Source organism: Geodermatophilus sp. TF02-6 (assembly GCF_003319115.1).
Classification (GTDB): domain Bacteria; phylum Actinomycetota; class Actinomycetes; order Mycobacteriales; family Geodermatophilaceae; genus Geodermatophilus.
The window spans coordinates 110676-135817 of the sequence record NZ_QOHF01000001.1; the positions used below are offsets into that span (position 1 = coordinate 110676).

25 protein-coding genes are annotated in these 25142 nt (G+C 73.8%); 15 read left to right on the top strand and 10 right to left on the bottom strand.

Going from position 1 to position 25142, the window contains the following annotated elements; genetic code table 11:
- Positions 1-20 precede the first annotated feature (20 nt).
- Complete coding sequence (locus DQ238_RS00540) at positions 21-1019, top strand: sugar phosphate isomerase/epimerase (RefSeq protein ID WP_113779357.1); 999 nt, start codon at positions 21-23, stop codon at positions 1017-1019.
- Here the strand turns inward: DQ238_RS00540 and DQ238_RS00545 are convergent.
- The 3 genes from DQ238_RS00545 to DQ238_RS00555 form a co-directional block, all read right to left on the bottom strand.
- A complete protein-coding gene (locus tag DQ238_RS00545) occupies positions 994-2127 on the bottom strand; it encodes a Gfo/Idh/MocA family protein (protein WP_113779358.1) in 1134 nt (377 codons plus the stop codon). The genes DQ238_RS00540 and DQ238_RS00545 overlap by 26 nt on opposite strands.
- On the bottom strand, positions 2124-3146 hold the full coding sequence (locus DQ238_RS00550; protein WP_113779359.1) for a Gfo/Idh/MocA family protein: 1023 nt from the start codon (positions 3144-3146) through the stop codon (positions 2124-2126). The genes DQ238_RS00545 and DQ238_RS00550 overlap by 4 nt, the downstream gene beginning before the upstream one ends.
- Positions 3147-3244: 98 nt before the next feature.
- Positions 3245-4294 (bottom strand): LacI family DNA-binding transcriptional regulator, encoded by a 1050-nt coding sequence (locus tag DQ238_RS00555; protein WP_113779360.1) that lies wholly within the window; start codon positions 4292-4294, stop codon positions 3245-3247.
- A 74-nt stretch (positions 4295-4368) separates the two neighbouring features.
- On the opposite strand from DQ238_RS00555, the gene DQ238_RS00560 reads away from it, so the two are divergent.
- From DQ238_RS00560 to DQ238_RS00570, 3 genes are all read left to right on the top strand, one after another.
- Positions 4369-5205, top strand: a complete 837-nt coding sequence (locus tag DQ238_RS00560; protein ID WP_113779361.1) for an aldo/keto reductase — start codon at positions 4369-4371, stop codon at positions 5203-5205.
- Between the two features lie 113 nt (positions 5206-5318).
- Complete coding sequence (locus tag DQ238_RS00565) at positions 5319-6506, top strand: phytanoyl-CoA dioxygenase family protein (protein WP_113779362.1); 1188 nt, start codon at positions 5319-5321, stop codon at positions 6504-6506.
- The gene (locus DQ238_RS00570) at positions 6440-6919 is read left to right on the top strand and encodes a histidine phosphatase family protein (RefSeq protein WP_199506041.1); all 480 of its coding nucleotides are present in this window, start codon (positions 6440-6442) and stop codon (positions 6917-6919) included. Before DQ238_RS00565 ends, DQ238_RS00570 begins: the two co-directional genes overlap by 67 nt.
- Positions 6920-6988: 69 nt before the next feature.
- On the opposite strand, the gene DQ238_RS00575 is transcribed toward DQ238_RS00570, so the two are convergent.
- The 4 genes from DQ238_RS00575 to DQ238_RS00590 form a co-directional block, all read right to left on the bottom strand.
- The gene (locus DQ238_RS00575) at positions 6989-7804 is read right to left on the bottom strand and encodes an ATP-binding cassette domain-containing protein (RefSeq protein WP_113779363.1); all 816 of its coding nucleotides are present in this window, start codon (positions 7802-7804) and stop codon (positions 6989-6991) included.
- 1 nt (position 7805) lies between these two features.
- Entirely contained in the window at positions 7806-8885 is a 1080-nt protein-coding gene (locus tag DQ238_RS00580) for an ABC transporter permease (RefSeq protein WP_113779364.1), read from the bottom strand.
- Between the two features lie 65 nt (positions 8886-8950).
- Positions 8951-9940 carry a substrate-binding domain-containing protein gene (locus tag DQ238_RS00585; RefSeq protein WP_113779365.1) on the bottom strand — a complete coding sequence of 330 codons (990 nt, stop codon included), beginning with the start codon at positions 9938-9940 and terminating at the stop codon, positions 8951-8953.
- A 184-nt stretch (positions 9941-10124) separates the two neighbouring features.
- Entirely contained in the window at positions 10125-11345 is a 1221-nt protein-coding gene (locus DQ238_RS00590; protein ID WP_113779366.1) for a Gfo/Idh/MocA family protein, read from the bottom strand.
- Between the two features lie 149 nt (positions 11346-11494).
- On the opposite strand from DQ238_RS00590, the gene DQ238_RS00595 reads away from it, so the two are divergent.
- Together DQ238_RS00595 and DQ238_RS00600 are read left to right on the top strand one after the other, a co-directional pair.
- On the top strand, positions 11495-11794 hold the full coding sequence (locus tag DQ238_RS00595; RefSeq protein WP_113779367.1) for a hypothetical protein: 300 nt from the start codon (positions 11495-11497) through the stop codon (positions 11792-11794).
- Between the two features lie 205 nt (positions 11795-11999).
- Positions 12000-13010, top strand: coding sequence for a TerC family protein (locus tag DQ238_RS00600; RefSeq protein ID WP_113779368.1), 1011 nt, complete (start codon positions 12000-12002; stop codon positions 13008-13010).
- 9 nt (positions 13011-13019) lie between these two features.
- Here the strand turns inward: DQ238_RS00600 and ppk2 are convergent, their stop codons facing one another.
- Entirely contained in the window at positions 13020-13877 is an 858-nt protein-coding gene (gene ppk2, locus DQ238_RS00605; RefSeq protein WP_199506042.1) for a polyphosphate kinase 2, read from the bottom strand.
- 436 nt (positions 13878-14313) lie between these two features.
- On the opposite strand from ppk2, the gene DQ238_RS00610 reads away from it, so the two are divergent.
- Complete coding sequence (locus DQ238_RS00610; protein ID WP_113779369.1) at positions 14314-16140, top strand: diguanylate cyclase domain-containing protein; 1827 nt, start codon at positions 14314-14316, stop codon at positions 16138-16140.
- Positions 16141-16366: 226 nt separating this feature from the next.
- Here the strand turns inward: DQ238_RS00610 and DQ238_RS00615 are convergent, their stop codons facing one another.
- Positions 16367-17353 (bottom strand): LysR family transcriptional regulator, encoded by a 987-nt coding sequence (locus DQ238_RS00615; RefSeq protein WP_113779370.1) that lies wholly within the window; start codon positions 17351-17353, stop codon positions 16367-16369.
- A gap of 84 nt (positions 17354-17437) precedes the next feature.
- Between DQ238_RS00615 and DQ238_RS00620 the strand changes: the two genes are divergently transcribed.
- The 8 genes from DQ238_RS00620 (at position 17438) to DQ238_RS00655 (ending at position 24152) form a co-directional block, all read left to right on the top strand.
- Positions 17438-18430 carry a cyclase family protein gene (locus DQ238_RS00620; RefSeq protein ID WP_113779371.1) on the top strand — a complete coding sequence of 331 codons (993 nt, stop codon included), beginning with the start codon at positions 17438-17440 and terminating at the stop codon, positions 18428-18430.
- A 20-nt stretch (positions 18431-18450) separates the two neighbouring features.
- On the top strand, positions 18451-19596 hold the full coding sequence (locus tag DQ238_RS00625) for an FAD-dependent oxidoreductase (protein WP_233495601.1): 1146 nt from the start codon (positions 18451-18453) through the stop codon (positions 19594-19596).
- A gap of 110 nt (positions 19597-19706) precedes the next feature.
- Positions 19707-20645, top strand: a complete 939-nt coding sequence (locus tag DQ238_RS00630; protein WP_113779372.1) for a VOC family protein — start codon at positions 19707-19709, stop codon at positions 20643-20645.
- A gap of 16 nt (positions 20646-20661) precedes the next feature.
- Positions 20662-21630 carry a fumarylacetoacetate hydrolase family protein gene (locus DQ238_RS00635; RefSeq protein WP_113779373.1) on the top strand — a complete coding sequence of 323 codons (969 nt, stop codon included), beginning with the start codon at positions 20662-20664 and terminating at the stop codon, positions 21628-21630.
- A gap of 112 nt (positions 21631-21742) precedes the next feature.
- Complete coding sequence (locus tag DQ238_RS00640; RefSeq protein ID WP_113779374.1) at positions 21743-22930, top strand: S9 family peptidase; 1188 nt, start codon at positions 21743-21745, stop codon at positions 22928-22930.
- A gap of 32 nt (positions 22931-22962) precedes the next feature.
- A complete protein-coding gene (locus DQ238_RS00645) occupies positions 22963-23358 on the top strand; it encodes a VOC family protein (protein WP_233495634.1) in 396 nt (131 codons plus the stop codon).
- 148 nt (positions 23359-23506) lie between these two features.
- Complete coding sequence (locus DQ238_RS00650; RefSeq protein ID WP_113779376.1) at positions 23507-23755, top strand: type II toxin-antitoxin system Phd/YefM family antitoxin; 249 nt, start codon at positions 23507-23509, stop codon at positions 23753-23755.
- A gap of 1 nt (position 23756) precedes the next feature.
- Positions 23757-24152, top strand: a complete 396-nt coding sequence (locus DQ238_RS00655; RefSeq protein ID WP_113779377.1) for a type II toxin-antitoxin system VapC family toxin — start codon at positions 23757-23759, stop codon at positions 24150-24152.
- Here DQ238_RS00655 and DQ238_RS24310 read toward each other — a convergent pair.
- Positions 24089-25045, bottom strand: coding sequence for an FAD-dependent monooxygenase (locus DQ238_RS24310; RefSeq protein WP_113779378.1), 957 nt, complete (start codon positions 25043-25045; stop codon positions 24089-24091). The two genes, DQ238_RS00655 and DQ238_RS24310, sit on opposite strands and share 64 nt — an antisense overlap.
- Positions 25046-25142 lie beyond the last annotated feature (97 nt).

Here is a 25142-nt window from a genome sequence, read left to right on the forward strand (position 1 = left end):
CGACCGGGAGGTCCCCCGCGATGCCGCTCAAGCTCGGCGCCTACACCGCCTGCCTGCACGACCGCCCTCTGGCCGAGGCCCTCGACGTGCTGCAGGCCGACGGCCTGACCTCGGTCGAGGTCAACACCGGCGGGTTCATCCCGTCCCCGCACTGCCACGTCGACCTGCTGCTGTCCTCCGAGCAGGCCCGCCGGGACTACCTGGAGACGTTCTCCTCGCGCGGGATGGAGCTGACCGGGCTGAACTGCAATGGCAACCCGCTCAACCCGCTCCCCGGCGTCGGCCCGAAGCACGCCGACGACCTGCGCCGCACCATCGAGCTCGCCGGCCTGCTGGGCGTGCGCAACGTGGTCACGATGTCCGGCACACCCGGCTCGGACCCCGACGCCAAGTACCCCTCCTGGGTGGTCAACCCGTGGGACGGCGTGTACCTGGACGTCCTGGACTACCAGTGGGACGTCGCGGCCGGCTTCTGGACGGAGATCGACGCGCGCGCCCGCGACGCCGACGTCCGGGTCGCCGTCGAGATGCACCCGCACAACCTGGTGTTCTCCCCCGTCACCCTGCGCCGGCTGGTGGAGACGATCGGCGCGACGAACGTGGGCGCCGAGATGGACCCGTCGCACCTGATGTGGCAGGGCATGGACGTCGTCGCCTGCATCCACGACCTCGGCCCGCTGGTGTTCCACGCCGCGGCCAAGGACGCGACCATCACCCCCGGGGTCGACGTCCGCGGGGTGCTGGACACCTCGTTCACCCGGGTGCCCGCCGACGCACCGGACAAGGTGCCCACCGGCTACGGCTACTGGTGCACCGCCTGGCCCGAGAACCCGGCGTGGCGGTTCGTGGCCGTCGGCGTCGGCCACGACGTCGACTGGTGGACCGGGTTCCTCCGGGCGCTGGCCGAGGTCGACCCGGACATGGCGGTCAACATCGAGCACGAGGACGCCGCCTACGACCGCCTCGACGGCCTGGCCCTGGCCGCCGAGAACCTCAGGGCAGCCGCGGAGAAGCTGTAGGAACGGTCAGCCGCGGCCGGGGCGCCAGCCCGGCGAGCTCGTAGCACCGGTCGACCAGCGTCATGGTCGCGACCGCGTCGTCCGCGTCGGTGGGCACCGTAGAAGGACCCCCTGTCCCCCCACCGTTCGGGGAAGGACCGCTTCCTTCCCACCCCTCGCAGGCTCGGGGCGGGACCCGGGAGGCGGCCGGGGCCCCTGCAGGGGGCCGGTGACGGACGGCGGCGGTGAACGCCTCCAGCTGGTACGTGTACGACGAGCGGGTGCCCAGGTGCTCGGTCCGCGCGCCGGCCGGGGTGCGCACCAGCACCCGGTCGTCCCGGTTCGGCTCGACGAACGCCGGCGCCGTCGCCTCCCCGCGGGTACCGACGATGCGCAGCGAGAAGTCCCGGTCGGGGTGCACCATGCTGCAGCGCACCGTGGCCGTGGCGCCGGACGGGAAGCGCAGGTCGACGTCGAGCCACTCGTCGACGCCCGGGGCCCCGGCGCGCTCCCCGGCCCGCGCGGCGACCGGCTCCGGTTCGCCGCCGGTCCACGGCGCCAGGTGGCGCGCGGCGTGCAACCCGTAGCAGCCGAGGTCCATCAGGGCGCCGCCGGCGAGCTCGAGCGACCAGCGGGGGTCGTCGTCGTCCGGCGGCAGCATGGCGATGGTCGCCTGCACGTGGACGACGTCGCCCAGTTCGCCCGAGTCGACCAGCTCCAGCAGACGGCGCACCACCGGGTGGTAGAGGTGGTGGAAGCCCTCCATCACCACGAGGCCCGCGCGCTCCGCGGCGTCGCGGACCTCCGCGGCCTCCGCGGCGTTGGCGGCGAACGGCTTCTCGGACAGCACGTGCTTGCCGGCGGCGACGGCGGCCAGGTTCCAGGGGCCGTGCAGGGCGTTGGGCAGCGGGTCGTAGACCGCCTCCACCTCCGGGTCGGCCAGCACGTCCGCGTACGAGGGCAGCACGCGCTCGACGCCGTGCGCGCGGGCGAACTCCTCCGCGCGCGCGGGGTCCCGGGCGGCGACGGCGACCAGCCGGGCGCCGGTGGTCCGCGCCGGGACCACGATCCCCCGCTCGCTGATGCGGGCCGCCCCGAGCACCCCGATCCGCAGCGGTCCGCTCGTCACCGCGGCCCGCCCGTCCGGTACAGGTCGGGCTGCTCCGGCAGCTCGACCGCCACCCGGCCGCCGTCGTGCAGCGAGCGCAGCGCCGCGTCGGACACCACCTGGGCGGCGTACCCGTCCCAGGCGCCGGGGCCTCGCGGCGGCCGCCCCGCGACGACGTCCTCGACCCACTCGCGCAGCTCGACGTCGTAGGAGAGGGCGAAGCGCTCGCGCCAGTCGGCCGGGACGAGACCGGCGACGGTCCCCTCCCGGCGGATGGTCACCGGTGCGGGGTCGGCCAGCTCGACGGTGCCGGTCTCGCCGGAGACCTCGCAGCGGATCTCGTAGCCGTAGTGGACGTTGACCGACACCTCGACGTCGACGAGGACGCCGTCGGCCATCTCGAACAGCACGAGCAGCGGGTCCTGCAGTTCTCCGCCGCGGCTGCTCTTCCGGGGGGTGAGGACCTGCGCGGCGACGACCTCCTGGCCGAACAGCCAGCGCAGCTCGTCGATCTCGTGGACGGCGGTGTCGGCGATGGACATGTCGCGGGTGTAGTGCGGCGGCACGGACGCGTTGCGGTGCGCGCAGTGCACGAGCAGCGGGACGCCGATGGCGCCGCCGTCCACGGCCTGCTTGAGGGCCCGGTGGGCGGGGTCGTAGCGGCGGTTGAAGCCGACCTGGACCAGCCGGCGGCCGGCGGCCGCCTCGGCGTCGACGATCCGCCGGCACGCCTCCTGCGTGGGAGCCAGCGGCTTCTCGCAGAACACCGGCTTGCCGGCGGCGATGCCGGCCAGCACGTACGGCTCGTGCGTCGGTCCCCAGGAGGTGACGACCACCGCGTCCACCGCATCCGACGCGATCAGCTCCTCCCCGCGGCGGAACGCCTTGGCCGCCGGCAGCTGCCCGGCCACGGTCGCGGCGCGCTCGGCGTCCGCGTCGACGACCGCGACCACCCGGCTGCCCCCGGGACCGCCGTCCAGCCGGCGGATGTGCTCCTGGCCGATCGTGCCGACCCCGATGACCCCCACGTCCAGCGCCACGACGCTCTCCCCGCCTGTCGTTGCGGCCCCCGTCGCGGGACCGTGCCGTGGCTTGAGGCTGTGGCCTGCACCACGGGGTGGTCAACCTCGGGGAGCCCTCAAGGAGCCCTCAGGGGCAGCCGGGCCTCGGCCGGGATGTTGTGCGGCGTCACGACCTGGACGCCCGAGTACCAGGAGCGCGGCGCGCCGGGCAGCGCAGCGTGGGCCTGCATGACGACGTGGCAGGCGCGGCGCAGGTCGAGGGCCAGGTCGTGGTGCAGGACGGCCGAGAGCCGCCCGTCCTGCAGCAGCGCGAGGTTCTCGGCGTCCAGGTCGTGGGCGACGAACGCCCGGCAGGGCCGTCCGGCGTCGGTGAAGGCGGCCACGGTCGCGGCGTTGCCGCCCGAGGCGTACATCGAGTAGACGGCGGCGACGTCCGGGGCGGCGGTGAGCGCGTCCCGGACCAGGCGGCGCAGGACCTCGCCGTCCCCGGTCGCGTCCACCAGGTCGACCTGCCGCCGGCCCGGGTGCAGCGCGCGGGTGGTCGCCCGGAAGCCCATCTCCCGGTCGTCCTCCCCCTGGAAGGAGCCGGTGCCCCGGGTGACCAGGACGGCGGCGTCGTCCGGCAGCCACTGGTCGAGCAGGTAGGCCGCGGTCGCCCCGGCCGCCCGGTTGTCCAGCCCGACGTAGGCGACCCGCCGGCTGGTCGGCAGGTCGGTGACCAGGGTGACGACGGGGATCCCGGCCTCGGCCAGCCGCTCCACCGCGGCCACCACCCCGGGGTGGTCCGGGGCCTTGAGGACGACGCCCTGCGAGCCCCGCCGGGCGATGCCGTCGAGCGTGGCGACCAGCTCCGGGACCGGCGGGGCCTCGGCGAGGTGGAACCGCGCCCGGAAGGTCGCCGGCCGGACCAGCGGCAGCTGCGACTCCAGCGCCGCCCGCACCGCGGAGGAGAACCGGGCCGGCGCGTCGACGACCAGGTCGAGGAAGAACGTGCGCCCGGTCAGCCGCACCTGGGAGCGCTGCCGGTGCAGGTCCGCGATGGCCCGGTGGACCTCCTGGACGGTGCTCTCGCGGACCCCGCCCCGCGCGTTGAGGACGCGGTCGACGGTCGCCTCGGACAGTCCCGCCTGGCGGGCGATCTCGCGGATCGGATAGGGGTGCGGCACGTCGACCAGTCTGAGGGGTTCTCGAGGGATCGCCGAGGTTGACCGGCTCGTCGACGGTTCACCAGGCTGACGGGGTGACCGCTGTCCCCTCCGTGCCGCTGAACAACGGCGTGCAGATCCCCCAGCTCGGACTGGGCACCGCCCGGCTCCCCGACGAGGAGACGCGGCGGATCGTCCGCGAGGCCCTCGAGGTCGGCTACCGGTTCGTCGACACCGCGGCCAGCTACGAGAACGAGCGCGGCGTCGGCCGGGGCATCGCCGACTCCGGCCTGCCCCGGGAGGAGGTGTTCGTCTCCACCAAGCTGCGCGGCCGCGACCAGGGGTACGACTCGGCGAAGGAGGCGCTGCGGTCGAGCCTGGAGCGCCTCGGCCTGGACTCCGTCGACCTGTACCTGATCCACTGGCCGCTCCCCCGGCTCGACCGCTACGTCGAGTCCTGGCTGGCCATGGAGGAGCTCCTCGCCGAGGGCCTCACCCGCGCCATCGGCGTCTCCAACTTCCTGCCCGAGCACCTCGACCGGCTCGCCGCCGCCTCCCAGACGGTGCCGGCGGTCAACCAGATCGAGTGCCACCCCCGGGAGCCGCAGCTCGAGCAGCGGGCCGACGACGCCCGCCGCGGCATCGTCACGGAGTCGTGGTCGCCGCTGGCCAACGGCGGGGAGCTGCTGCGAGCTCCGGTGCTCGCCGAGATCGGGCAACGGCACGGCCGGACCCCGGCGCAGGTGGTGCTGCGCTGGCACGTCCAGCAGGGCCTGGTGACCTTCCCCAAGGCGTCCTCCCGCGGCCGGCTGGTCGAGAACCTCGACGTCTTCGACTTCGCCCTCACCGACGAGGACCTGGCCGGCATCGCCACGCTCGCCGACGGCACCCGGGTCGACGGCCAGTACCCCGAGACCTGGGAGGAGTTCTGAGCGCCGCGGGCTGACGGGTTCTTGAGGGATCCGTGGCCTTGTCGGCCCGGCACGGACCCGTCAGGCTCGACAGCACCCACCCGCACAGGCAGGAAGGAAGGAGGGACACCGCCATGACCACCCTGGCCGCCACCCGCACCACCCCCGGCTGGTTCACCGCGGACGACTGCCGCCTGGAGGACTTCCGCGCCGTCGTCGAGACGTCCACCGACCTGGCCGAGTACCCCTATGCCGACGAGGTGCGGCAGAACGTCCTCGTCTACGGTTCGCGGCTGCGCAACCACGTCGCCACCCCCGAGGGGCGCCGGGACGTGCAGGCCGAGCTGGCCCGCGCGCTCACCGACGGCCCGGGCATCGTCGTCTTCGCCGGCGCCTTCCCCGACACCGGCGTCGTCGACCGGGCCACCGCCGTGTTCGCGGCGATGATCGCCGAGCAGAAGGCGGCCGGCGTCGTCGGCGGCGACCACTTCGCCACACCCGGCGCCAACGACCGCGTCTGGGGGGCGTTGGACAAGTTCGCCGTCCGCGACCCGCAGGCCTTCGCCGCCTACTACGGCAACGACGTCGTCGCCCTGGTCTCGGAGGCGTGGCTCGGCCGCGGTTACCAGGTCACCAGCCAGGTCAACGTGGTCAACCCCGGCGGGAAGGCCCAGGTCGCCCACCGCGACTACCACCTCGGCTTCATGTCCGAGGAGCAGGCACTGGCCTACCCCGCGCACGTGCACCGGCTCTCCCCGGTCATGACCCTGCAGGGCGCGGTGGCGCACTGCGACATGCCCGTCGAGACCGGCCCGACGATGTACCTGCCGCACTCGCAGAAGTACGCCCCCGGCTACGTCGCCTTCCACCAGCCGGCGTTCACCGCCTACTTCGACGCCCACTTCGTGCAGCTCCCGCTGCAGAAGGGGGACGCCGCGTTCTTCAACCCGGCGCTGTTCCACGGCGCCGGCACCAACCGCTCGGCCGACGTACGCCGCATGGCCAACCTGCTGCAGGTCTCCTCCGCCTTCGGCCGGGCGATGGAGACCGTCGACCGGACGGCGATGTGCCGGGCGCTCTACCCGACGCTGCTAGAGCTGACGGCCGCAGGTGCCGACGAGCGCACCCTGCGCAACGTCGTCGCCGCCTCGGCCGAGGGCTACGCGTTCCCGACCAACCTCGACCGCGACCAACCGACCGGCGGCCTGGCGCCGGAGACCCAGGCCGAGCTGGTCTGGCGAGCCCTCGCCGAGCAGTGGCCGGCCGAGGCGTTCGACCGGGAGCTCTCCGCCCAGGCCGCGCGGCGCGGCAGCGCCCTCTGATCGACCGACGTCCCGACCCCGGGCGGCGGACCTGCCGCTCGGGGTCGGGACGTCGACCGCGGACCGGGTCCCGTCCCGCGCGCGGGCGGGGCGGGCCGGGGGCGCCGGTCCAGAGGGCGCGGCACCATGGCGCGGAGTCCGGGCAGGCCCTCGCCGCCCGGGTCCGCGACTCGCTCCAGCGGATCGCGGCGGAGCACGCGGGCGGGCGGGTCGTCGTCGTCACGCACGGCGGGGTGATCGCCCAGGCCCTCGCCCTGGCCACCGGCTCCGCGCCGTTCGCCTTCCTCCTCAGCAGCGGCAACGGCTCGCTGTCCCAGGCGGTCCGCGCCGGGGAGCGCTGGGTGGTCCGCCGGTTCAACGACACCGCGCACCTCGCCGACGACCTCTCCCGGGTCGGCGTCCCCCTGACCTGACCGGCCGGGGTGGTCGCACGCCGGCGCCCGCCGTCCCGGACCGAGGGGTCCCGGACGGCGGGCGGGTCCTCACCGCTTGAGCTCGTGCGAGAGCTCGGCGAGCTCCTGGCCGCCGGCCATCTCGGTGGTGAGCTCCTCGAGGGAGACCTCCGAGCGCCGCTTGTCCAGCACCCGGCGGCCGAGCTTGAGGATGATGAAGTGGTCACCCACCAGGTAGGCGTGGTGCGGGTTGTGGGTGATGAAGACGACCCCGAGGCCGGCGTCGCGGGCCGCGGCCGTGTACTTCAGCACCACGCCGGACTGCTTGACGCCCAGCGCCGCGGTCGGCTCGTCGAGGATCAGCACCCGCGCGCCGAAGTACACCGCCCGGGCGATGGCGACGCACTGGCGCTGGCCGCCCGAGAGCGTGCCGATCGGCTGGTTAATGTCCTTGACGTGGATGCCCATCTTCTGCAGCTCGGCGTCGGCGATCTCCCGCATGGCCTTGATGTCCAGCGGGGCCATCGGGTAGCGGCCCTTGCGGATCTCCGAGCCGAGGAAGAAGTTGCGCCAGACCTCCATGAGGCCGACCACCGCGAGGTCCTGGTAGACCGTCGCGATCCCGGCGTCCAGGGACTCCCGCGGCGAGGAGAAGCGCCGCTCCTGACCGTCGACCCGCAGCGTCCCCTCGGAGTGCGGGTGCAACCCCGAGATGATCTTGATGAGGGTGGACTTCCCGGCGCCGTTGTCGCCGAGGACGCAGGTGACCTCACCGGCGTTGACCCGCAGGTTGATGCCCTCCAGGGCCCGGATCGCACCGTAGGTCTTGCCGACGCCCTCCATCTCCACCAGGGGCCGCCCCCGGTGCAGGTCTGCAGCGGCGTGCTGAGCCAGCGTGTCGGTCACGTCACTTCCTCCGGGCCGCGTAGTTCTTGATGTAGAGGTTGACCAACACCGCGAGCAGCAGCATGACGCCGAGGAAGGTCCGGAACCAGTTCGGGTCCCAGCCGGCGAAGACGATGCCCTGGGTGGTCATGCCGAAGATCAGGGCGCCGAGCGCGGAGCCGACCGCCGAGCCGTAGCCGCCGGTGAGCAGCGCGCCGCCGACGACCGCGGCGATGATGTAGACGAACTCGTTGCCGACGCCGATGCCGGCCTGCACGGTGCTGAAGTTCATCAGCAGGTGCATCCCGAGGAACCAGGCGAGGAACCCGACGGCCATGAACAGGCCGATCTTGACCTTGCGCACCGGGACGCCGACCGCGCGGGCGCTGGCCTCGTTGCCACCGGAGGCGAAGACCCAGTTGCCGACCCGGGTGCGCAGGAGCACCCACGTGCCGACGGCGACGAACAGGATCCACCACAGCACGGTGATCTTCAGGGTCATGAAGCCCAGGTCGACGTCGGCGGCGAAGACGGCGTGGGCGGAGTCGAAGCCGTCGAGCTGGTTGATGTTGGGCGTGGCCACCGCGCCGGTGATCAGCTTGGTGACACCGAGGTTGAGCCCCTGCAGCACGAAGAAGGTGCTCAGGGTGACCAGGAAGCTCGGGATGCCGGTGCGCACCACCAGCCACCCGTTGACGAAGCCGATGGCCAGCGCCAGCAGCAGGCTGACCACGACGCCGACCCACACATTGAGGCTCAGCTGGTAGCAGAGCATGCCGGCGCACAGCGCCGCGGTGGTCACGGCGACACCGGAGGACAGGTCGAACTCCCCGCCGATCATCAGCAGCGCCACCCCGACGGCGACGATGCCGATCGTGGAGCTGGCGTACAGGTAGGTCGACGCGGCCGGGAGGGTCCGGAACGTGGGGGCGACCGCGTAGAAGAACAGGAAGATCGCGATCGCGGCCGCCAGGGCGCCCACCTCGGGACGGGCGAGCACCCGGGACACCAGCGAGCGCTGCGGCCGCGCCGGGGCGGTGGGTGCGCCGGCGGCGGGTGGGGACGGTTGCGATGAGGACTGTGTCGCCACGGACGAGCTCATGGCCTGCTCCCAGGAGGGTGTGGAGGGGGAGCCGGGCCCCGGAGCCCGGCTCCCCCCGGGCGGGATTACCGGGTGTTGTTCTCCGTGTAGGGGAGGATCACGTCGATGTTGGACTGGTCGACGATCGACGGGCCGGTCAGGACGGGGCCGCCACCGCCGATGTCGTTGCCGTTGGTCAGGTTCAGCCACAGCGCGGTCACGGCCATGTAGCCCTGCACGTAGGGCTGCTGGTCGACCGAGAACGCGATGCCGCCGCTCTGGATCTGCTTGGCGACGTCGTTGTTGAGGTCGAACGTCGCGACGGTGGCCTGGCTGCCGGCGTCCGTCTGGGCCTTCTGCGCCGCCAGCGCGATGTCCGCGCCCAGCGTCACCACCGCGCTGACCGAGGAGTCCTGCTGCAGCTTGGCCCCGATGGTCTGCTGGACCGACGGCAGGTCGCGGCCGTTGACGTAGAGGACCTCGGTGTTGGGGTAGGTCTTCTTCACGCCGGCGCAACGGGTCTCCAGCTGGACCTGCCCCTGCTCCTGGATGACGCAGACGGCCTTGCCGGCGGAGCCGGTCTGGCCGAGCTTGGTGCCCACGGCCTGGCCGGCGAGGTCCTCGTCGGAGCCGAAGTACATCGAGATGCCGTACTGCTGGTACTGGTCCTTGCCGGCGTTGAACGCCACCGTCGGGATGCCGGCGTTCACCGCCGCCTGCGCCGCCGGCCCGATCGCGTCGGGCGTGGGCAGGGTGACCGCCAGGCCGTCGACGTTGCTGTCGATCGCGTTCTGGATGAGCGTGGCCTGCTTGCCGGCGTCCGGGTCCTGCGAGTAGTTCAGCGTGACGCCGAGGTTGTCGGCGGCCGCCTCGGCCCCGTTGCGGATCTTGTCCCAGAACGTGTCGCCGGGAGCCTCGTGGGTGACCATCGCGATGGTGTAGTCCTCACCACCACCCCCACCGCCGCCGCCGCCTGACGTGTTCTGCGCACCCCCTTGACTGCTGCACGCCGCCAGCGCCATGGCGGTGGCGGTCACGGCCACCACCGCTCGCAGCGACCTACGGGTGGTCCTCATGCATCTCTCCTCGTGGATGGGCCACCGTGCTGGTGGCCGCCGGCCTGCTCGGTCCAGGACGTGGTGCGGGTGGTGCGGTCGGACGGGCGGGAGGCGGCGCCCCTTCGCCGTCCCTATGTCCGGACATAGTGACAAGGGGCAATGTGACACGCCTTACAGAGGGCGTCAAGGGTCCTCCCGGTCCTCACGCCGACCGGGGAGCGGCGTCCCCGGCGGGCGCGCCCGCCGGGACGTCGACCCGCCCGCCCCGGGCCGCCGAGGCGACGAGGGCGTCGAGGACGTCGGCCGCGCGGACGGCGTCGGCCAGGCCGGCGCCGAGGGGCCGGCCCTGCCGGATCGACTCGAGGACGTCGCGCGCCTCCACGACCTTGAGGTCGTCGAAGCCCATCGCGTTGCCGGCGCCGGGCTGGAAGGCGGCGTACTCCCCCGCCCCCGGCCCGACCAGGACGGTGCTCACCGGCTGGTCCTGCGCGGCCGGCCCCCGGCTGACCGCGAGCTCGCCCAGGCGGCGGAAGTCCCAGGCCAGCCGGCCGGCGGTGCCGTGGATCTCGAACCCGTAGGCGTTCTGCTCCCCCACCGCCACCCGGCTCGCCTCGAGCACCACCCGCGCCCCGGAGGTCAGGCGCAGCAGCGCGCCGACGTAGTCGTCGTTCTCCACCTGCCCCGGGACCCCGCCGGCCCCCGACGCGTGCCCCGACGTGGGGCCCGCCGGGCGCAGCCGCTCGGGCACGAAGACGGCGGTGTCGGCCAGGACCGAGGCGACGTCGGCGTCGAGCACGTACCGGGCCAGGTCGACGGCGTGCGAGGCGAGGTCGCCCAGGACGCCGGTGCCGCCGCGGGCCCGCTCGTAGCGCCAGGTCAGCGCCCCCTCCGGCGCGGCGGCGTAGTCGCTCAGGAAGGCGAAGCGGGCGTGGGTGACCCGGCCGATGGCGCCGCTGGTCACCAGCTCGCGGGCCAGGGCCACCGCGGGGGCGTTGCGGTAGTTGAACCCCACGACGCCCTGCACGCCGGCGCCGGTCACGGCGGCGGCGACCGCCCGGGCGTCGTCGGCGGTGAGCCCGACCGGCTTCTCGATCCACAGGTGCCGGCCGGCCTCGGCGACGGCCACGCCGATCTCCCGGTGCAGCCAGTTCGGCGCGGTGACCGACACCAGCTGCACCCGGGGGTCGGCGAGCAGCTCGCGCCAGTCGCTCGTGGCGTGGGCGAACCCGAACCGGGCGGCGGCCTGCTCGGCCCGGCCGGGCACGTCGTCGGCGACCGCGACCAGCTGCGGGACGAGCCCGAGGTCGGGGAAGTGGTGCCGCACCCGGGCGTACGCCTGGGCGTGCACCCTCCCCATCCAGCCGAACCCGATGACGCCCACCCCGAGCGTCCCGCTGCGGACCGGCTGCGTCGTCCCGTCCATGTCGACCTCCCGTCGTCGAGGCGGGCGCGAGCGTAGGACCTCGGGCGGACCGGCCGCGGAGCGGCCCGCGGTCGAGGGGTGGCGGCGCTGGCCGCGCGGGTGGAGAGGGGCCACCCTGGACGTGCCGGGACCGGCGGCTGGGAGGGCACATGGCCGACTCTGCGGGACGTGCGGACGAGCTCGCCGCCGAGGCGGCCCGGCTGAAGGGAGAGGTCGAGCAGAACGAGGTCCAGCGCAGACGGCTGCGGTCGGCGATCGAGGAGACCGCGCGCACCATCGCCGCGACGGCGCGCACCATCGCCGAGACCGAGAACCGGCTGGCCGACACCCTGGACCGGCTGGCCGCCGACCGTCCCGAGGCCGCCGAGCGCCTCCGCGGCGAGGCGCGGCACGCCCGCGACTTCGCGCGGTACGAGCGCGACTGCGGCGAGCAGCGGCCGCCGGGCTGACCCGCGACGGCGCGGCGCCGGTCCGCCCGAGTGGCCCCGGGCGCCCGCCGCGGCGACGATGGACGCCGGACCGCCTGCTCCGGAGCCGCCACCGGCACCCGCGGTCTGCGCTCCCGACCGGGCGCGGCCGCACCCGCCCCAGCCCCGGACGACGACCCGGTGCACCACGACGGACAGCGCATCGGACACGGAAGCGAGACGCACCATGCTCGAGATCAGCGGATTGACGTGGGCGCTGACCATCGCGCTCGTCCTCGGACTGCTGAGCGTCGACCTCGTCCTGGCCGCGGCCCGGCCCCACCGGGTCGGGTTCGGCGAGGCCAGCGCCTGGTCGGTCTTCTACATCCTGGTCGCGGTGGCCTTCGGGGTGTGGTTCACCGCGCGCCACGGCGGCGAGTACGGCACCCAGTACTTCGCCGGCTACGTCGTCGAGAAGAGCCTGTCGGTCGACAACCTGTTCGTCTTCGTCATCATCATGACGACCTTCTCGGTGCCCGAGGAGCACCAGCACAAGGTGCTGACCTTCGGGATCGTGCTGGCGCTGGCGATGCGGGCGGTGTTCATCGCGCTGGGCGCGACGCTGCTGTCGCTGTTCTCGTTCATGTTCCTGGTCTTCGGCCTGCTGCTGGTCTACACCGCCGTCCAGCTGTTCCGGCACCGCGACGAGGATCCCGACATCGAGGACAACGCGGTGGTCAAGGCCGCCCGCCGCGTCCTGCCGGTGACCGACGACTACGTCGGCGGCAGGCTGGTCACCCGCGTCGACGGCCGCCGCGTGGTCACGCCGCTGTTCATCGTGCTGATCGCCATCGGCAGCGTGGACCTGCTGTTCGCCCTCGACTCGATCCCGGCGGTCTTCGGCGTGACCGACGAGGCCTACATCGTCTTCGCCGCCAACGCCTTCGCCCTGCTGGGGCTGCGGGCGCTGTTCTTCCTCGTCAAGGGCCTGCTCGACCGGCTGGTCTACCTCTCCGCCGGGCTGGCGGTCATCCTCGCCTTCATCGGCGTCAAGCTGATCCTGCACTGGGCGCACGTCGACATCGACCCGCGCGTGCCCGAGATCAGCACCCCGCTCAGCCTCGTCGTCATCGCCGTCGTGCTGACCGTCGTCACCGTGGCCAGCCTGGTCAAGACGCGCAAGGAGCCCGCAGCCCGGGCGCACGCCGGGTCCCTGCGCGCCACCGGCACCCGGGACGACGCCGCGCAGCAGCGGTAGGGCGGCCGGTCAGCGCCCGGGGACGACGTCGGGGACGAGGTGCTGGCTCTCCTTGGGGGGCCGGACGTAGTCGTCGTGGACCGGTGGCCGGGGTGGCAGCCGCGGCGGCGCGGCCGGGGTGAGGTCCTCGTACGGGACCTGGCCCAGCAGGTGGGTGATGACGTTGAGCCGGGCGCGCTTCTTGACGTCGGCCTCGACCACCCACCACGGCGCCTCGGGGATGTCGGTCGCGGCGAACATCGCATCCTTGGCGCGGGAGAACTCCACCCAGCGGTTGCGGGCCTCGAGGTCCATCGGGCTGAGCTTCCAGCGCTTGGTCGGGTCTTTGAGCCGCGCCTGGAACCGCTTCTCCTGCTCGGTGTCGCTCACCGAGAACCAGTACTTGACCAGCGTGATGCCGCTGCGGACCAGCATCCGCTCGAACTCGGGGCAGGAGCGCAGGAAGTCCCAATACTCCTCGTCGGTGCAGAAGCCCATGACCCGCTCGACGCCGGCGCGGTTGTACCAGGAGCGGTCGAACAGGACCATCTCGCCGCGGGCGGGCAGGTGGGCGACGTAACGCTGGAAGTACCACTGGCCGCGCTCGCGCTCGGTCGGCGCGGCCAGCGCGACCACGCGGGCGGCCCGCGGGTTGAGCGGCTCGGTGATCCGCTGGATCGCCCCGCCCTTGCCCGCGGCGTCGCGGCCCTCGAAGACGACGACGACCCGCAGCCCCTCCGCCCGGATGTACTCCTGCTGTTTGACCAGCTCCTCCTGCAGCCGGGCCAGCTCCCGCTCGTAGTAGGCGTTGTCGACCTTCGCCGTCGCCCGTGGTACCTCCTCGGACGAGGTCGAGGGGACACCGGTCGCCGTCCGCGGAGGGGCCACGGCGGCAGCATCGTCCGCCGGGTCGAGGTGCGACAAGAGGTCGGCGCACCGACCCGGGAGCCGCCGGGTCCGACTGTCACGGATGCGTACCGCCCGCGCGTGGTGGGGGGCGCAACGGGTACTCCCGGTCACCGGGGCCGGACGAGGGCCCGGTCGTCGCGGGAGGTCGAACAACCGGCTCCCCGCACTCGGGACCGCATCCGATCCGGCCCCCTCCCCGCTCCGGGCCGAGCCCAGGCCTGGAGCGGTGGAGCCGCGGTCCCCGAGGCTTCCCGCCACGTCACCCGCACGGGGGGCCGGGCGTTCAGGACCCGGCCCGGGCGGTCGATGCTGGGGTCGGGCCGGCGAGTCGCCGGGTGGCGCGCCGGCCCGCCCGACACCGACAGTCCGGGCCGGCCCGACGGCGCGACCGGCCCCTCGCAGGGAGAGACGTGCGATGCGCAGAGCCGGCGGCGAGCCCAGCAGCTGGGGCCATGTCGCGGCCGCGGTCGCCGGCGTCGTCGTGGTCGTGTGCCTGCCGCCCGGGCCGGGGCGACCGGCCGTGGAGGTGGGGGTCTACCTGCTCGGGGTGCTGGCCGTCGGACGGGGACTGCGCCGCCACCGGCCCGGCGCGGGGACCGCCTGGCGGGCCCTCGCCACGGCGCTCCTCGCGTTCGGCCTGAGCAGCGCCGCGGAGACCGCCGAGCTGGCCGGGGTCGCTCCCGGGGTCACCGGCGCCGTCGAGGCCGGGCTGGACGTCGCCGGCTACGGCGCCCTGGTCGTCGCCGCCCTGGCGGCGCTGGTGGCCGGCCGGGGACGCCGCGACCCGGGAGCGTGGACCGACACCGCCTCCCTCCTGCTCGCCGCCGGGTTGGCCGTGGTGACGTTCGTCAGCGGCACCGTCCGCAACCCGCACGGCCCGGCCGAGCTCGGCATCGGGCTGCCCCTGCTGTGCGCCGTCGTCATCGTCGCCGGCGTCCGGCTGGCCCTGCCCGGCACCGGTCGGTCCGTGAGCGGGGTGGCCCTGTTCGTCTCCGGCGGGCTCGCCGTGACCGGCTACGCCACGCAGGTCCTGCGCCTGTCGGGCACCGTGTCGCCGGTCCTCGACGCCCTGCCGCTGCTGGCCGTCGCGCCGGTCGCGCTCGCGGCGCTGCACCCGTCCAGCCGCACCGTGGGCGCAGCGCCCGACCCGCAGGGATCGGTCACGGCCGGCCGGGTCGTCGGCCTCGGCGCCGCGCTGCTGGTCAGCCCCGCGCTGGTGCTGCTGTGGACGGTGCGCCACGGCGGCAACGGCTACGTGCTCGGCACCGGGATCGGGCTGCTCACCGCGCTGGCGCTGTGGCGGCTCGGGCGGCTCAGCAGCGAGCGGGAGAGCGCCCAGCGGGCCCTGGCCGCCAGCGAGGCGCGGCTGCGGGTGCTGCTGGAGAACGCCGCGGACGTCATCGCGATCGTCGACGGCGCCGGCCGGACCAGCTACGTCAGCCCGGCGGTCGAAGCGCTGCTCGGCCGCACCCCCGAGGACTGCCTGGGCCGCCCGGCGCTGGCCGTGGTCGACCCGGGTGACCGCGCCCGCCTGTACCGGGCCGTCGCCGGCGACGGGCCGGACGCCGTCCGGGTCGTGGACGCCGACATCCGGCTCCGGCACGGCGACGGGAGCACCCGCTGGGTCGAGGTCAAGGTCAGCGGCCGGGTCGACGCGCCCGGCGTCGACGGCTGGGTGGTCAACGTCCGCGAGGTCACCGACCGCAAGCTCCTGGAGGAGGAGCTGCGGCGGCAGGCCGGCACCGACCCGCTCACCGGGCTGGTCAACCGGTCGGAGTTCTGGAACCGCCTCGTGCGGGCCACCGCCCGGCTCGACCCCGCAGCCCTGCCGGCCGTGCTCTACGTCGACCTCGACGGGTTCAAGACGGTCAACGACACCCTGGGGCACGCGGCCGGTGACGAGCTGCTGGTCGCCGTCGCCGGCCGGCTGTCGAACGCGGTGCGTGCCGGCGACTGCGTGGCCCGCCTGGGCGGCGACGAGTTCGCCGTCCTCCTCGGCACCGCCGACGCCGCCCGGGCGCAGCGGGTCGCCGACCGGGTCCTGCGGCAGCTGCGCGAGCCGGTGCACCTCTGCGGGCACGGCGTCACCGTCACCGCCAGCATCGGCGGCGCCATCGCCCTCCCCGACGACAGCCCGGAGACGCTGCTGCACCGCGCCGACACCGCCATGTACACCGCCAAGCGCCAGGGCAAGGACCACCTCGAACTGCGGCACCCCGTGGCCGCCGCGCCGGCCGGCTGAGCGGTCCGCGAGACCCCCGGCCCCTCGCCGTGCGGCCGGGACCGGCCCGGCAGCCGCCCCGTGGACGTGGCGTCTCGACCCCGCGGCTCGAAACGGTGAGCAGTCGACGGCTCCCGCGCCGGGTGGGTGCTGGGCTGCGCCCGCCCGGTGGCGGAGGTGCCCGACGCGGTGCTCTCCTCCGACGCGGCGCCGCTCGCCTGCGCCGGCGTCACGACCTACGAGGCGGTCAGGGTCGCCGGTGCGGGGAGGGGAACGACGCCGCGGAGGTGGTATCGATCAGCTCGATACCCGCATCGGCAGGAGGGCCGACCGCCAGCTCGGTCGCCCGCACCACCAGGTCGCGCAGGTAGCAGTGCTCGGGGTCGTCGTCGTAGACCGGGTGCCACCACATCGCCTCGACCAGCGGGCCGGCCGCGAACGGGCACGGCAGCGCCCGGATGCCGCTGTTCAGGGGCAGCAGGTCGACCAGCCGGCGCTGCAGCAGCGCGATCCGGTCGCTGCCGGCGACCAGGGCGGGCACGGTGAGGAAGTTCTCCGTGACCACCTGCACCCGGGGTTCGATGCCGAGCATCCGCATCTGCCGGGCGGCCGGCGTCGACGCGGTCGGGCCGTGGTAGGAGACCACCCAGGGCAGCGACTCGAGGTGTGCCGCGGTCAGCTCGTCGTCGACCGCGGCGTTGTCCGAGGCGAGGACGCAGACCCACTCGTCCCGGTACAGGTCGCGGTGCGACAGGTCGGTGACGAAGCCGTGCGGCAGCACCAGCAGGTCGCTGCTGAGCAGGACCTGCTGGGCCCGGTCGACCACCTCCGGGGTGTTCACCGCGAACCGCAGCCGGCTGGCCGGCGCCTCCTCGGCGAGCAGGGCGGCGATGGCGTCACCCAGGACGGCGATCCCGTAGTCGCTGACCAGCAGGGAGAACTCCCGGGTCGAGGACGCCGGGTCGAACTCCGGCTGGGCGGTGAACACCCGCTCCACCCCGGTGAGCGCCAGGCGGGCGAGGTCCCTGAGCTGGACCGCCAGCGGGGTGAGCCGGTACTCGTTGCCGACCCGGGTGAGCAGCTCGTCGCCGAAGTGCCGGCGCAGCCGGGCCAGCGACGCCGAGAGCGCCGGCTGGGAGAGCCCCATCTGGGCCGCGGCGCGGGTGACGCTGCGCTGCTGCAGCAGGGCGTCCAGGGACACGAGCAGGTTGAGGTCCAGGCTGGCCAGGTTCACCGCGACACGGTATCGACCGCGTCGATGACCCGCATCAGACATCTCGTCTTCCCCGGTGATCCGTGTCCGTGGACCGTAGGTCCCGTGACCGACACCGCGGCACCGGTTCCGCCGGCGCTCGACCGCACCGATCCCGAGGGGGCGATCGCCGCGGCCGCCGCGCGCTGCTCCAACTGGGGCCGCTGGGGGGTCGACGACGTGCTGGGCACGCTGAACCTCCTGGACGAGGCCAAGCGGGTCGAGGGGGCGCGGCTGGTGCGGCGCGGCGTGAGCTTCTCCCTGGCGCAGGCGTTCGACGGCGACGGCCCGCAGAAGGGCTGGCGGCGGCGCACCAACCCGGTGCACACCATGCTCGACACCGGCCTGGACGCCGAGCGGGGACAGGGGTTCCCGCACGGCCTCGGTGGCGCCGACGACGTGGTCTTCATGCCGCTGCAGGCCTCCACCCAGTGGGACGGCCTGGGCCACATCTTCGACCACGGCACCGCGTACAACGGCCGGCGCGCCGGCGACGTGGTCACCAGCGAGGGCGACCGGGTGACCGGCATCCAGACCGCGGCGGCGCACATCGCCGGGCGCGGCGTCCTGCTCGACGTGGGTCGGGCGATCGGCACCGAGGGCGAGCTGCCCGACGGCTTCGCCATCACCGCGGAGCACCTGGAGGCGACGATCGCCGTCCAGGGCGAGACGGCGCGGGTCGGCCGCGGCGACCTGGTGTGCGTGCGCACCGGCCGGCTGGCGCGGGCCCGGCGGGAAGGCTGGGGCGACTACGCCGGTGGTCCGTCGCCCGGCCTGTCGTTCACCACCGCCGACTGGCTGCACGGCACCGAGATCGCCGGCATCGCCACCGACACCTGGGGCTTCGAGGTGCGCCCCAACGAGTTCGACGTCGCCTTCCAGCCGCTGCACCAGGTCGCCATCCCGCACATCGGCCTGTTCATCGGCGAGATGTGGGACCTCGACGTCCTCGCGGCCGACTGCGCCGCCGACGGCGTGTGGGACTTCTCCCTCACCGCCGCCCCCCTGCCCGTGACCGGCGCCGTCGGCGCCCCGGTCAACCCGATCGCCGTCAAGTGAGGGAGCCGATCGTGCCCGCCGTGAGCAGCGCCCTGGTGGTCGGCAGCGGCCTGGCCGGGACCGCCACCGCCATCCGCCTGGCCGAGGCCGGCGTCGCCGTCGACCTCGTCGAGGTCAAGCCCGACGTCTCTGCCATCGGCTCCGGGATCACCCTGCAGGGCAACGCGCTGCGCGAGCTGGACCGGCTCGGCGTCTGGGAGCGGGCGCGCGGGCGCGGGTACTCGTTCGACGTCACCGGCATCCGTGCCCCGGACCCGCACGGCACGGTGCTCGCCGAGATCCCGGACGCGCGGACCGGCGGCCCGGACTACCCGGCGGTGATGGGCATGTCCCGCCCGGAGCTGGCCCGGATCCTGCACGACCGCGCCGCCGAGGTCGGCGTCAAGGCCCGGTTCGGGACGACGTTCAGCGAGCTGACCCCGGACGACGCCGGGGTCGACGTCGTCTTCACCGACGGGTCCGGAACCCAGGCGATCGGAGATCGGCGCGGCCGCTACGACCTGGTCGTCGGCGCCGACGGCATCCGTTCCGCCGTCCGCCGGGCCCTCGGGGTCGAGCTGGAGACCCGCCCGACCGGGATGGGGATCTGGCGGGCGTTCGGCCCGCGACCGGCCAGCGTCACCCGCACCGACCTGTACTACGGCGGCCCCTCCTACATCGCCGGCTACTGCCCCACCGGTGAGGACTCCCTCTACGCCTACATCGTCGAGGACGCCCAGGACCGGTTGGGGATGACGCCGGAGCAGCAGCTGGCCACCATTAAGGAGCTGTCCGCGGCCTACCACGGTCCGTGGGACGAGATCCGCGAGACGCTCACCGACCCGTCGAAGGTCAACTACACCTGGTTCGAGACGCACCTGCTGCCCGCTCCGTGGAACCGCGGCCGGGTCGTGCTGATCGGCGACGCGTCGCACTCCTGCCCGCCGACCATCGCCCAGGGCGGGGCCCAGGCGCTGGAGGACGCCGCCGTCCTCACCGACCTCCTGCTCACCCGGAACGCGCTCGACCAGGAGCTGTGGGACGCCTTCTCCGCCCGGAGGTTCGACCGCGCCAAGGCCGTGGTCGACGCCTCCAACCAGCTCGGCCAGTGGCTGCTCGACCACGAGCAGGGTGACGCGCCGGGGCTGTTCCGCAGCATCGCCGTCCTCGTCAGCGAGCCGGCGTGACCCGCCGCTGCACCCAGCCAGATCGGCGATCTGGTCGCCACCAGCGCCTCATGCCGACCACATCGCCGATCTCGCACAGAGCCGATCTCGCACAGAACAGAGGAGACGAGATGACCCAGCGCCTGATCACCCACCTGCGGCACGTCGACCTGGCCGTCCCGGACCTGGCCAGGCAGCGCGAGTTCTACACCAACACCTGGGGCCTGGCCGAGGAGCACACCGACACCGGGATCACCTTCCTCGCCGCCGAGGGCAGCCCCGAGCAGTACGTCGTGCGGCTGCGCGAGTCCGCCGACAAGCGGATCGACCTGATCTCCTTCGGCGCCGCGGACGCCGCCGACGTCGACACCCTGGCGCAGCGGCTGGCCGCCGACGGCGTGCGGCTGGTCAGCGAGCCGGGTGACCTGCACACCCCGGGCGGCGGCTACGGCTTCCGGTTCTTCGACAACGAGGGCCGGACCGTCGAGATCAGCTCCGACGTCGCCGTCCGGCAGCACCGGCAGGTCGAGCCGGGCGAGTCGATCCCGGTGCGCCTGTCGCACGTGGTCGTCAACTCCGCCGACCCGGAGAGCACCCGCGCCTTCTACGAGCGTCACCTGTCCTTCGCCCTGTCCGACACCCTGATGCACCCGCGGATGGGCGAGATGATGTGGTTCATGCGGGTCAACGCCTGGCACCACTCCATGGCGATCGCCCGCTGCCCCCACCCGTCGCTGCACCACGCGTCGTTCGAGCTGCGCGGCATCGACGAGTACATGCGCGGCACCGGGCGGCTGCTGCGGGCCGGCGTGGAGAAGATCTGGGGCCCGGGCCGGCACCTGGCCGGCAACAACACGTTCTCCTACTTCCTCGACCCGCACGGCAACACCATCGAGTACACGACCGAGCTCGAGCAGGTCGACGAGGACACCTGGCACCCGCACCTGTACGACTTCAGCAACCCCGAGGTCAGCGACCAGTGGGGGACGGCGAACCAGATGAACGAGTTCGTGGCCTCCCGCTCGTTCAACGACCCCGACAAGGGCCTGTTCGTGGCCCCGCCGGTCTGAGCGTGGGGCCGGTCCGATGCGCTTCGCCACCTGGGAGGACGGCGGGACCGTCTCCGCCGGCGTCGTCGGCGAGCACGGGCTGCACGCCCTGCCGCCGGGCCTCGCCGTGCTGGACCTGGTCCGCGCCGGGCTGCCCGCGGCCCTCGACGCGGGGCTGGCGGCGCTGTCCGCGGCGCCGGTCCCGATCGGGGAGGTGCGGCTGCTGCCGCCGCTGCAGCCGCCGACGGTGCGGGACTTCGTGGCGTTCGAGGAGCACGTCGAGGGCGTGGTGGCCAGCGTCGCCGGCGGCGGCGGGGTGGTGCCCGAGTGGTACGAGGCGCCGACGTTCTACTTCACCAACCCCTACGCGCTCGTCGGCGCGCACGACGACGTGCCGGTCCCGCCGGGCTCGCAGCTGTTCGACTTCGAGTGCGAGGTCGCGGTCGTCGTCGGCGCCGACGGCGCCTCGCTGAGCCCGGAGCAGGCCCGCGAGCACGTCTTCGGCTACACGGTGCTCAACGACTGGTCCGCCCGCGACCTGCAGCGCCGGGAGATGAAGGTGCAGCTGGGCCCGGCCAAGGGCAAGGACTCCGCGACCACGCTCGGACCGTGGCTGGTCACCGCCGACGAGTTGGAGCCCTACCGGGACGCCGACGGGTTCCTGGCGCTGGACGTGCGGGTGTCGGTCAACGACGTGCCGGTCGGCCAGGACCTGCTGTCGAACATGGGCTGGCCGTTCGAGGAGCTCGTCAGCTACGCCTCCCGCGGTACGCGGGTCCGCGCCGGGGACGTGCTCGGCTCGGGCACCTGCGGCAACGGCGGCTGCCTGGCCGAGCTGTGGGGACGCCGCGGCGAACTGTCCCCTCCCGCGCTGCGGCCCGGCGACGTCGTGGAGATGACGGTCGAGGGCATCGGCACCATCCGCAACCGCGTCGTCCCCGGACTCGAGCTGCCCCCGGTGCGCCCGGCCCGGCCGCGGCCGCGGCACCGCGAGCGGGTCCGGTGACCGGTCGGGTCGCGGGCGGGGTCGTGGTCACCGGCGCCGACCTCGTGGTGGACAGCGGCTGGTCCGCCGTCCTGCCCGGCGCCCGCTGAAGTCCCGAGGAGAGGAACGAGCCGTGTTCGAGTACTTCCCCACCGGTCCCTACACCTGGAACCTCAGCGTCGTCGCGACGCTGAACTCCGGCGGGCTGGTCGACGAGGTCGACCGGGCCTGCCGGCCGATCAAGGACGCCGCGGACGCCGGCGAGGACGCCGGGACGCCGGACTTCCTGCGCGCCTGGACCGCGCTCACCGACCAGCTGGTCGGCCAGGCCCAAGCGGAGGAGAAGGCCGCACACCTGCGCACCGCCGGGCAGCTGTACTTCCGCGCCAGCAACTACCTGGCCCAGGCCGAGCGGATGCTGGCCTCCTCCGACCCGAACCGGATCCCCACCTACCAGCGGCTGCTGGAGCTGGCGCAGCGGGCCTTCGCGCTGCACAGCCCGCGCGTGTCCCGGGTGGAGATCCCCTACGAGGGCACCACGCTGCCGGCCTACCTCAGCCAGGCGCCGGCCGCGGACGACGGCCCGGTGCCGGTGATCGTGCTGGTCAACGGGCTGGACTCGACCAAGGAGCACATGTACTCCTCCAACCACTGGGTGGAGCTCGCCGCGCGCGGCATCTCCTGCCTGATGCTCGACCAGCCCGGCACCGGCGAGGCGCTGCGGCTACAGGGGCTGACCGCCCGCATCGACACCGAGGCCTGGGCCGGCGCCGCGGTGGACTGGCTGGAGACCCGCGACGACGTCGACACCGCCCGGATCGGCATCGTCGGCTGGTCGCTGGGCGGCTACTACGCCCCTCGCGCCGCGGCCCACGAGAAGCGCTTCGCCCTCTGCGTCGCCTGGGGCGCCAACCACGACTGGGGCGCCGTCCAGCGCCGCCGCAAGGAGCGCGAGGGCGAGCGGCCGGTGTCCCACTACTGGGAGCACGTGCTGTGGGTGTGGGGGCACACCGACCTCGAGGAGTTCCTCGACTTCGCCGACGACGTCCACCTCGACGGCGTGGTGGAGAACATCACCGTGCCGTTCCTGATCGCCCACGGCGAGGGCGACCGGCAGATCCCGCTGGAGTACGCGCACCGCTCCTACGAGCAGGCGGTCAACTCCGCCAAGCGCGAGCTGCGGGTGTTCACCCCGGAGGAGGGCGCCACCGAGCACATCGGCCTGGACCACCTGCCCCACGTCAGCACCTTCATCGCCGACTGGGTGGCCGACACCTTCGCCGAGCTCGGCCGCTCCCGGCCGGCAGCGACCTCCGCCTGACCCGCCGGACGACAGGAGCGCATCCCGTGCCCATGATCTTCGTCAACCTGCCCGTGGCGGACCCGGACGCCGCCGGGGAGTTCTACGCCGCCCTGGGCTTCAGCCTCAACCCGCACTTCTCCGACGACCGGACGGCCGCGGTGGTCGTCGGCGACGACATCGCCGTGATGCTGCACGCCCGCGACCGGTTCGCCGACCTGGTGGTCGGGGAGGCCGGCGACCCGGCGCAGACGACGACGGTGGTGCACGGCCTGACCGTGGACAGCCGCGCCGAGGTCGACCGGCTGGTCGCCCGGGCGCTCGAGGCGGGCGGCAAGCCGTGGCTGCCCGCCCGGGACGAGGAGTCCCGGTACACCGGCAGCTTCACCGACCCCGACGGCAACGTCTGGGAGGCCGTGTGGATGGACCAGCTGCACGTGGTCAACTGATCGGCACCGCTGCAACGGGTGGGCCTGCTCCGTCGAGCTGCTGATCGGTCCGTGCACGCGAGCCCGAGTCTGACAGAACGGACCCCGTGCGCCGGCACGACCCGACTCTTCCGTAGCAAGGTGTAGCACGTCATGCTACATTGCTGCCATGACGAGGACCATCGCCCAACGCGAGCTGCGCAACGACAACGCGAAGGTCATGGAGGCCGTGGCAGCCGGTGAGACCTTCGTCGTCACCCGCAACGGGGAACCGGTCGCCGAACTCCGGCCACTGCGACCGGGGCGGCGCACCTTCGTCTCCCGCGAGGAGGTCGCGGCGCTGGCGACGGTCGGCCTGCGCATCGACCCGCACCAGTTCCGCGCCGACCTCGACCGAGCGATCGACCAGGACCTGTGACGTGACGGCCGGTCTCCTCGACACGTCGGTCGTCATCGACTGGCACGATCCGGTCGTCGTCGCCGCACTACCCGACGAGATGACGATCTCTGCGATCACCGCGGCCGAGTTGGCGGCGGGGCCACACCTGGCCGCGACCCCAGCCGAAGCAGCCAGGCGGCAGGCGCGGCTGCAAGAGGTCGAGGCGAAGGTGGAGCCGTTGGTGTTCGATGCCGCGGCGGCGCGCAGCTACGGCCTCGTGGTCGCCGCGATCGTCCGTGGAGGAGGGCGGCCGCGCAGCCGACTCGCAGACCTGCTGACCGCGGCTACCGCCCACGCCAACGGCCTGGATCTCTACACCCGCAACGGTGATGACTTCACCGGGCTCGAAGACCTCGTCCGGGTCGTCGCCATCTGATGCGCGACACCGCTGCGGCGCACGGTCCTGGCCGAGCCGGACGAGCGGGTCCTGAAGCCCGGGATCGACGCGGACGAACCCGTCGGCGACCTCAGTGGACGACGGTGTCCGGGAGCCGTCTGGTTGGACCGGCTGCACGTCATCGACTGATGATCGGCACGGCGCGGCCAGCGTGCCCAGCGGGCGGCCGGTGAGCTGCCCGGGCAGCGTGGGATCGGCCGGCGGGTGCTGCTCCCACTGCTCCAGCTGCGCCGACGCCTCGACCACCAGCCGGCACCGGTCGAACCGCCGCTCGCCGAAGCGGGCCAGCACCGCCGGCACGTCGTCCCCGGCCAGCATGCCGGCCAGGACGACGGAGTCCTCGATCGCCATGCCGACCCCGTAGGCGACGTGCGGGGTGGTCGTGTGGACGGCGTCCCTGCGGGGCCGTCGTCGAGCATCGTGCACCGGTCGACCTGCGGTGGTCGCGGCGCGGCCGCCCGCCAGATCAGCTGGCCGGTGCGCTGCGGCCGCGGTGCCTGCGGCAGCACGAGGGCACGGGTGCGCGAGTGCAACCCGTCGGCGCCGACGACCACGTCGCACTCGTCCGTCCCGCCGTCGGACAGCTCCACCTCGACCCCGTCGCCGGCGTCGGCCAGCGCGGTCACCGTCGTCCCCAGCCGCGGCTGCGCCCCGCACCCCCGGGCGGCGACCAGCAGCACGTCGGCGAGGTCGGCCCGCGAGATGGCGACCATGGCGGGTCCGCCCTCGACCAGGGACGGCGGTGCACTGACGCACCGCACGGCGCCGCGGGCGTCGCAGACGTCGATCCCGCGGTGCACGTGGCCGCGCTCGGCGCAGGCCTCGACCAGGCCGAGGGAGTCCAGCGCGCGCAGCGGCGAGTTCTGCAGCATCAGCCCGACAGCCGGTCGGGCGGACGGCCGGTGCGAGCTCCACGACGACGACCTCGACGCCGCGGCGGGCCAGCGCCACGGCCGCGGTCACCACCGC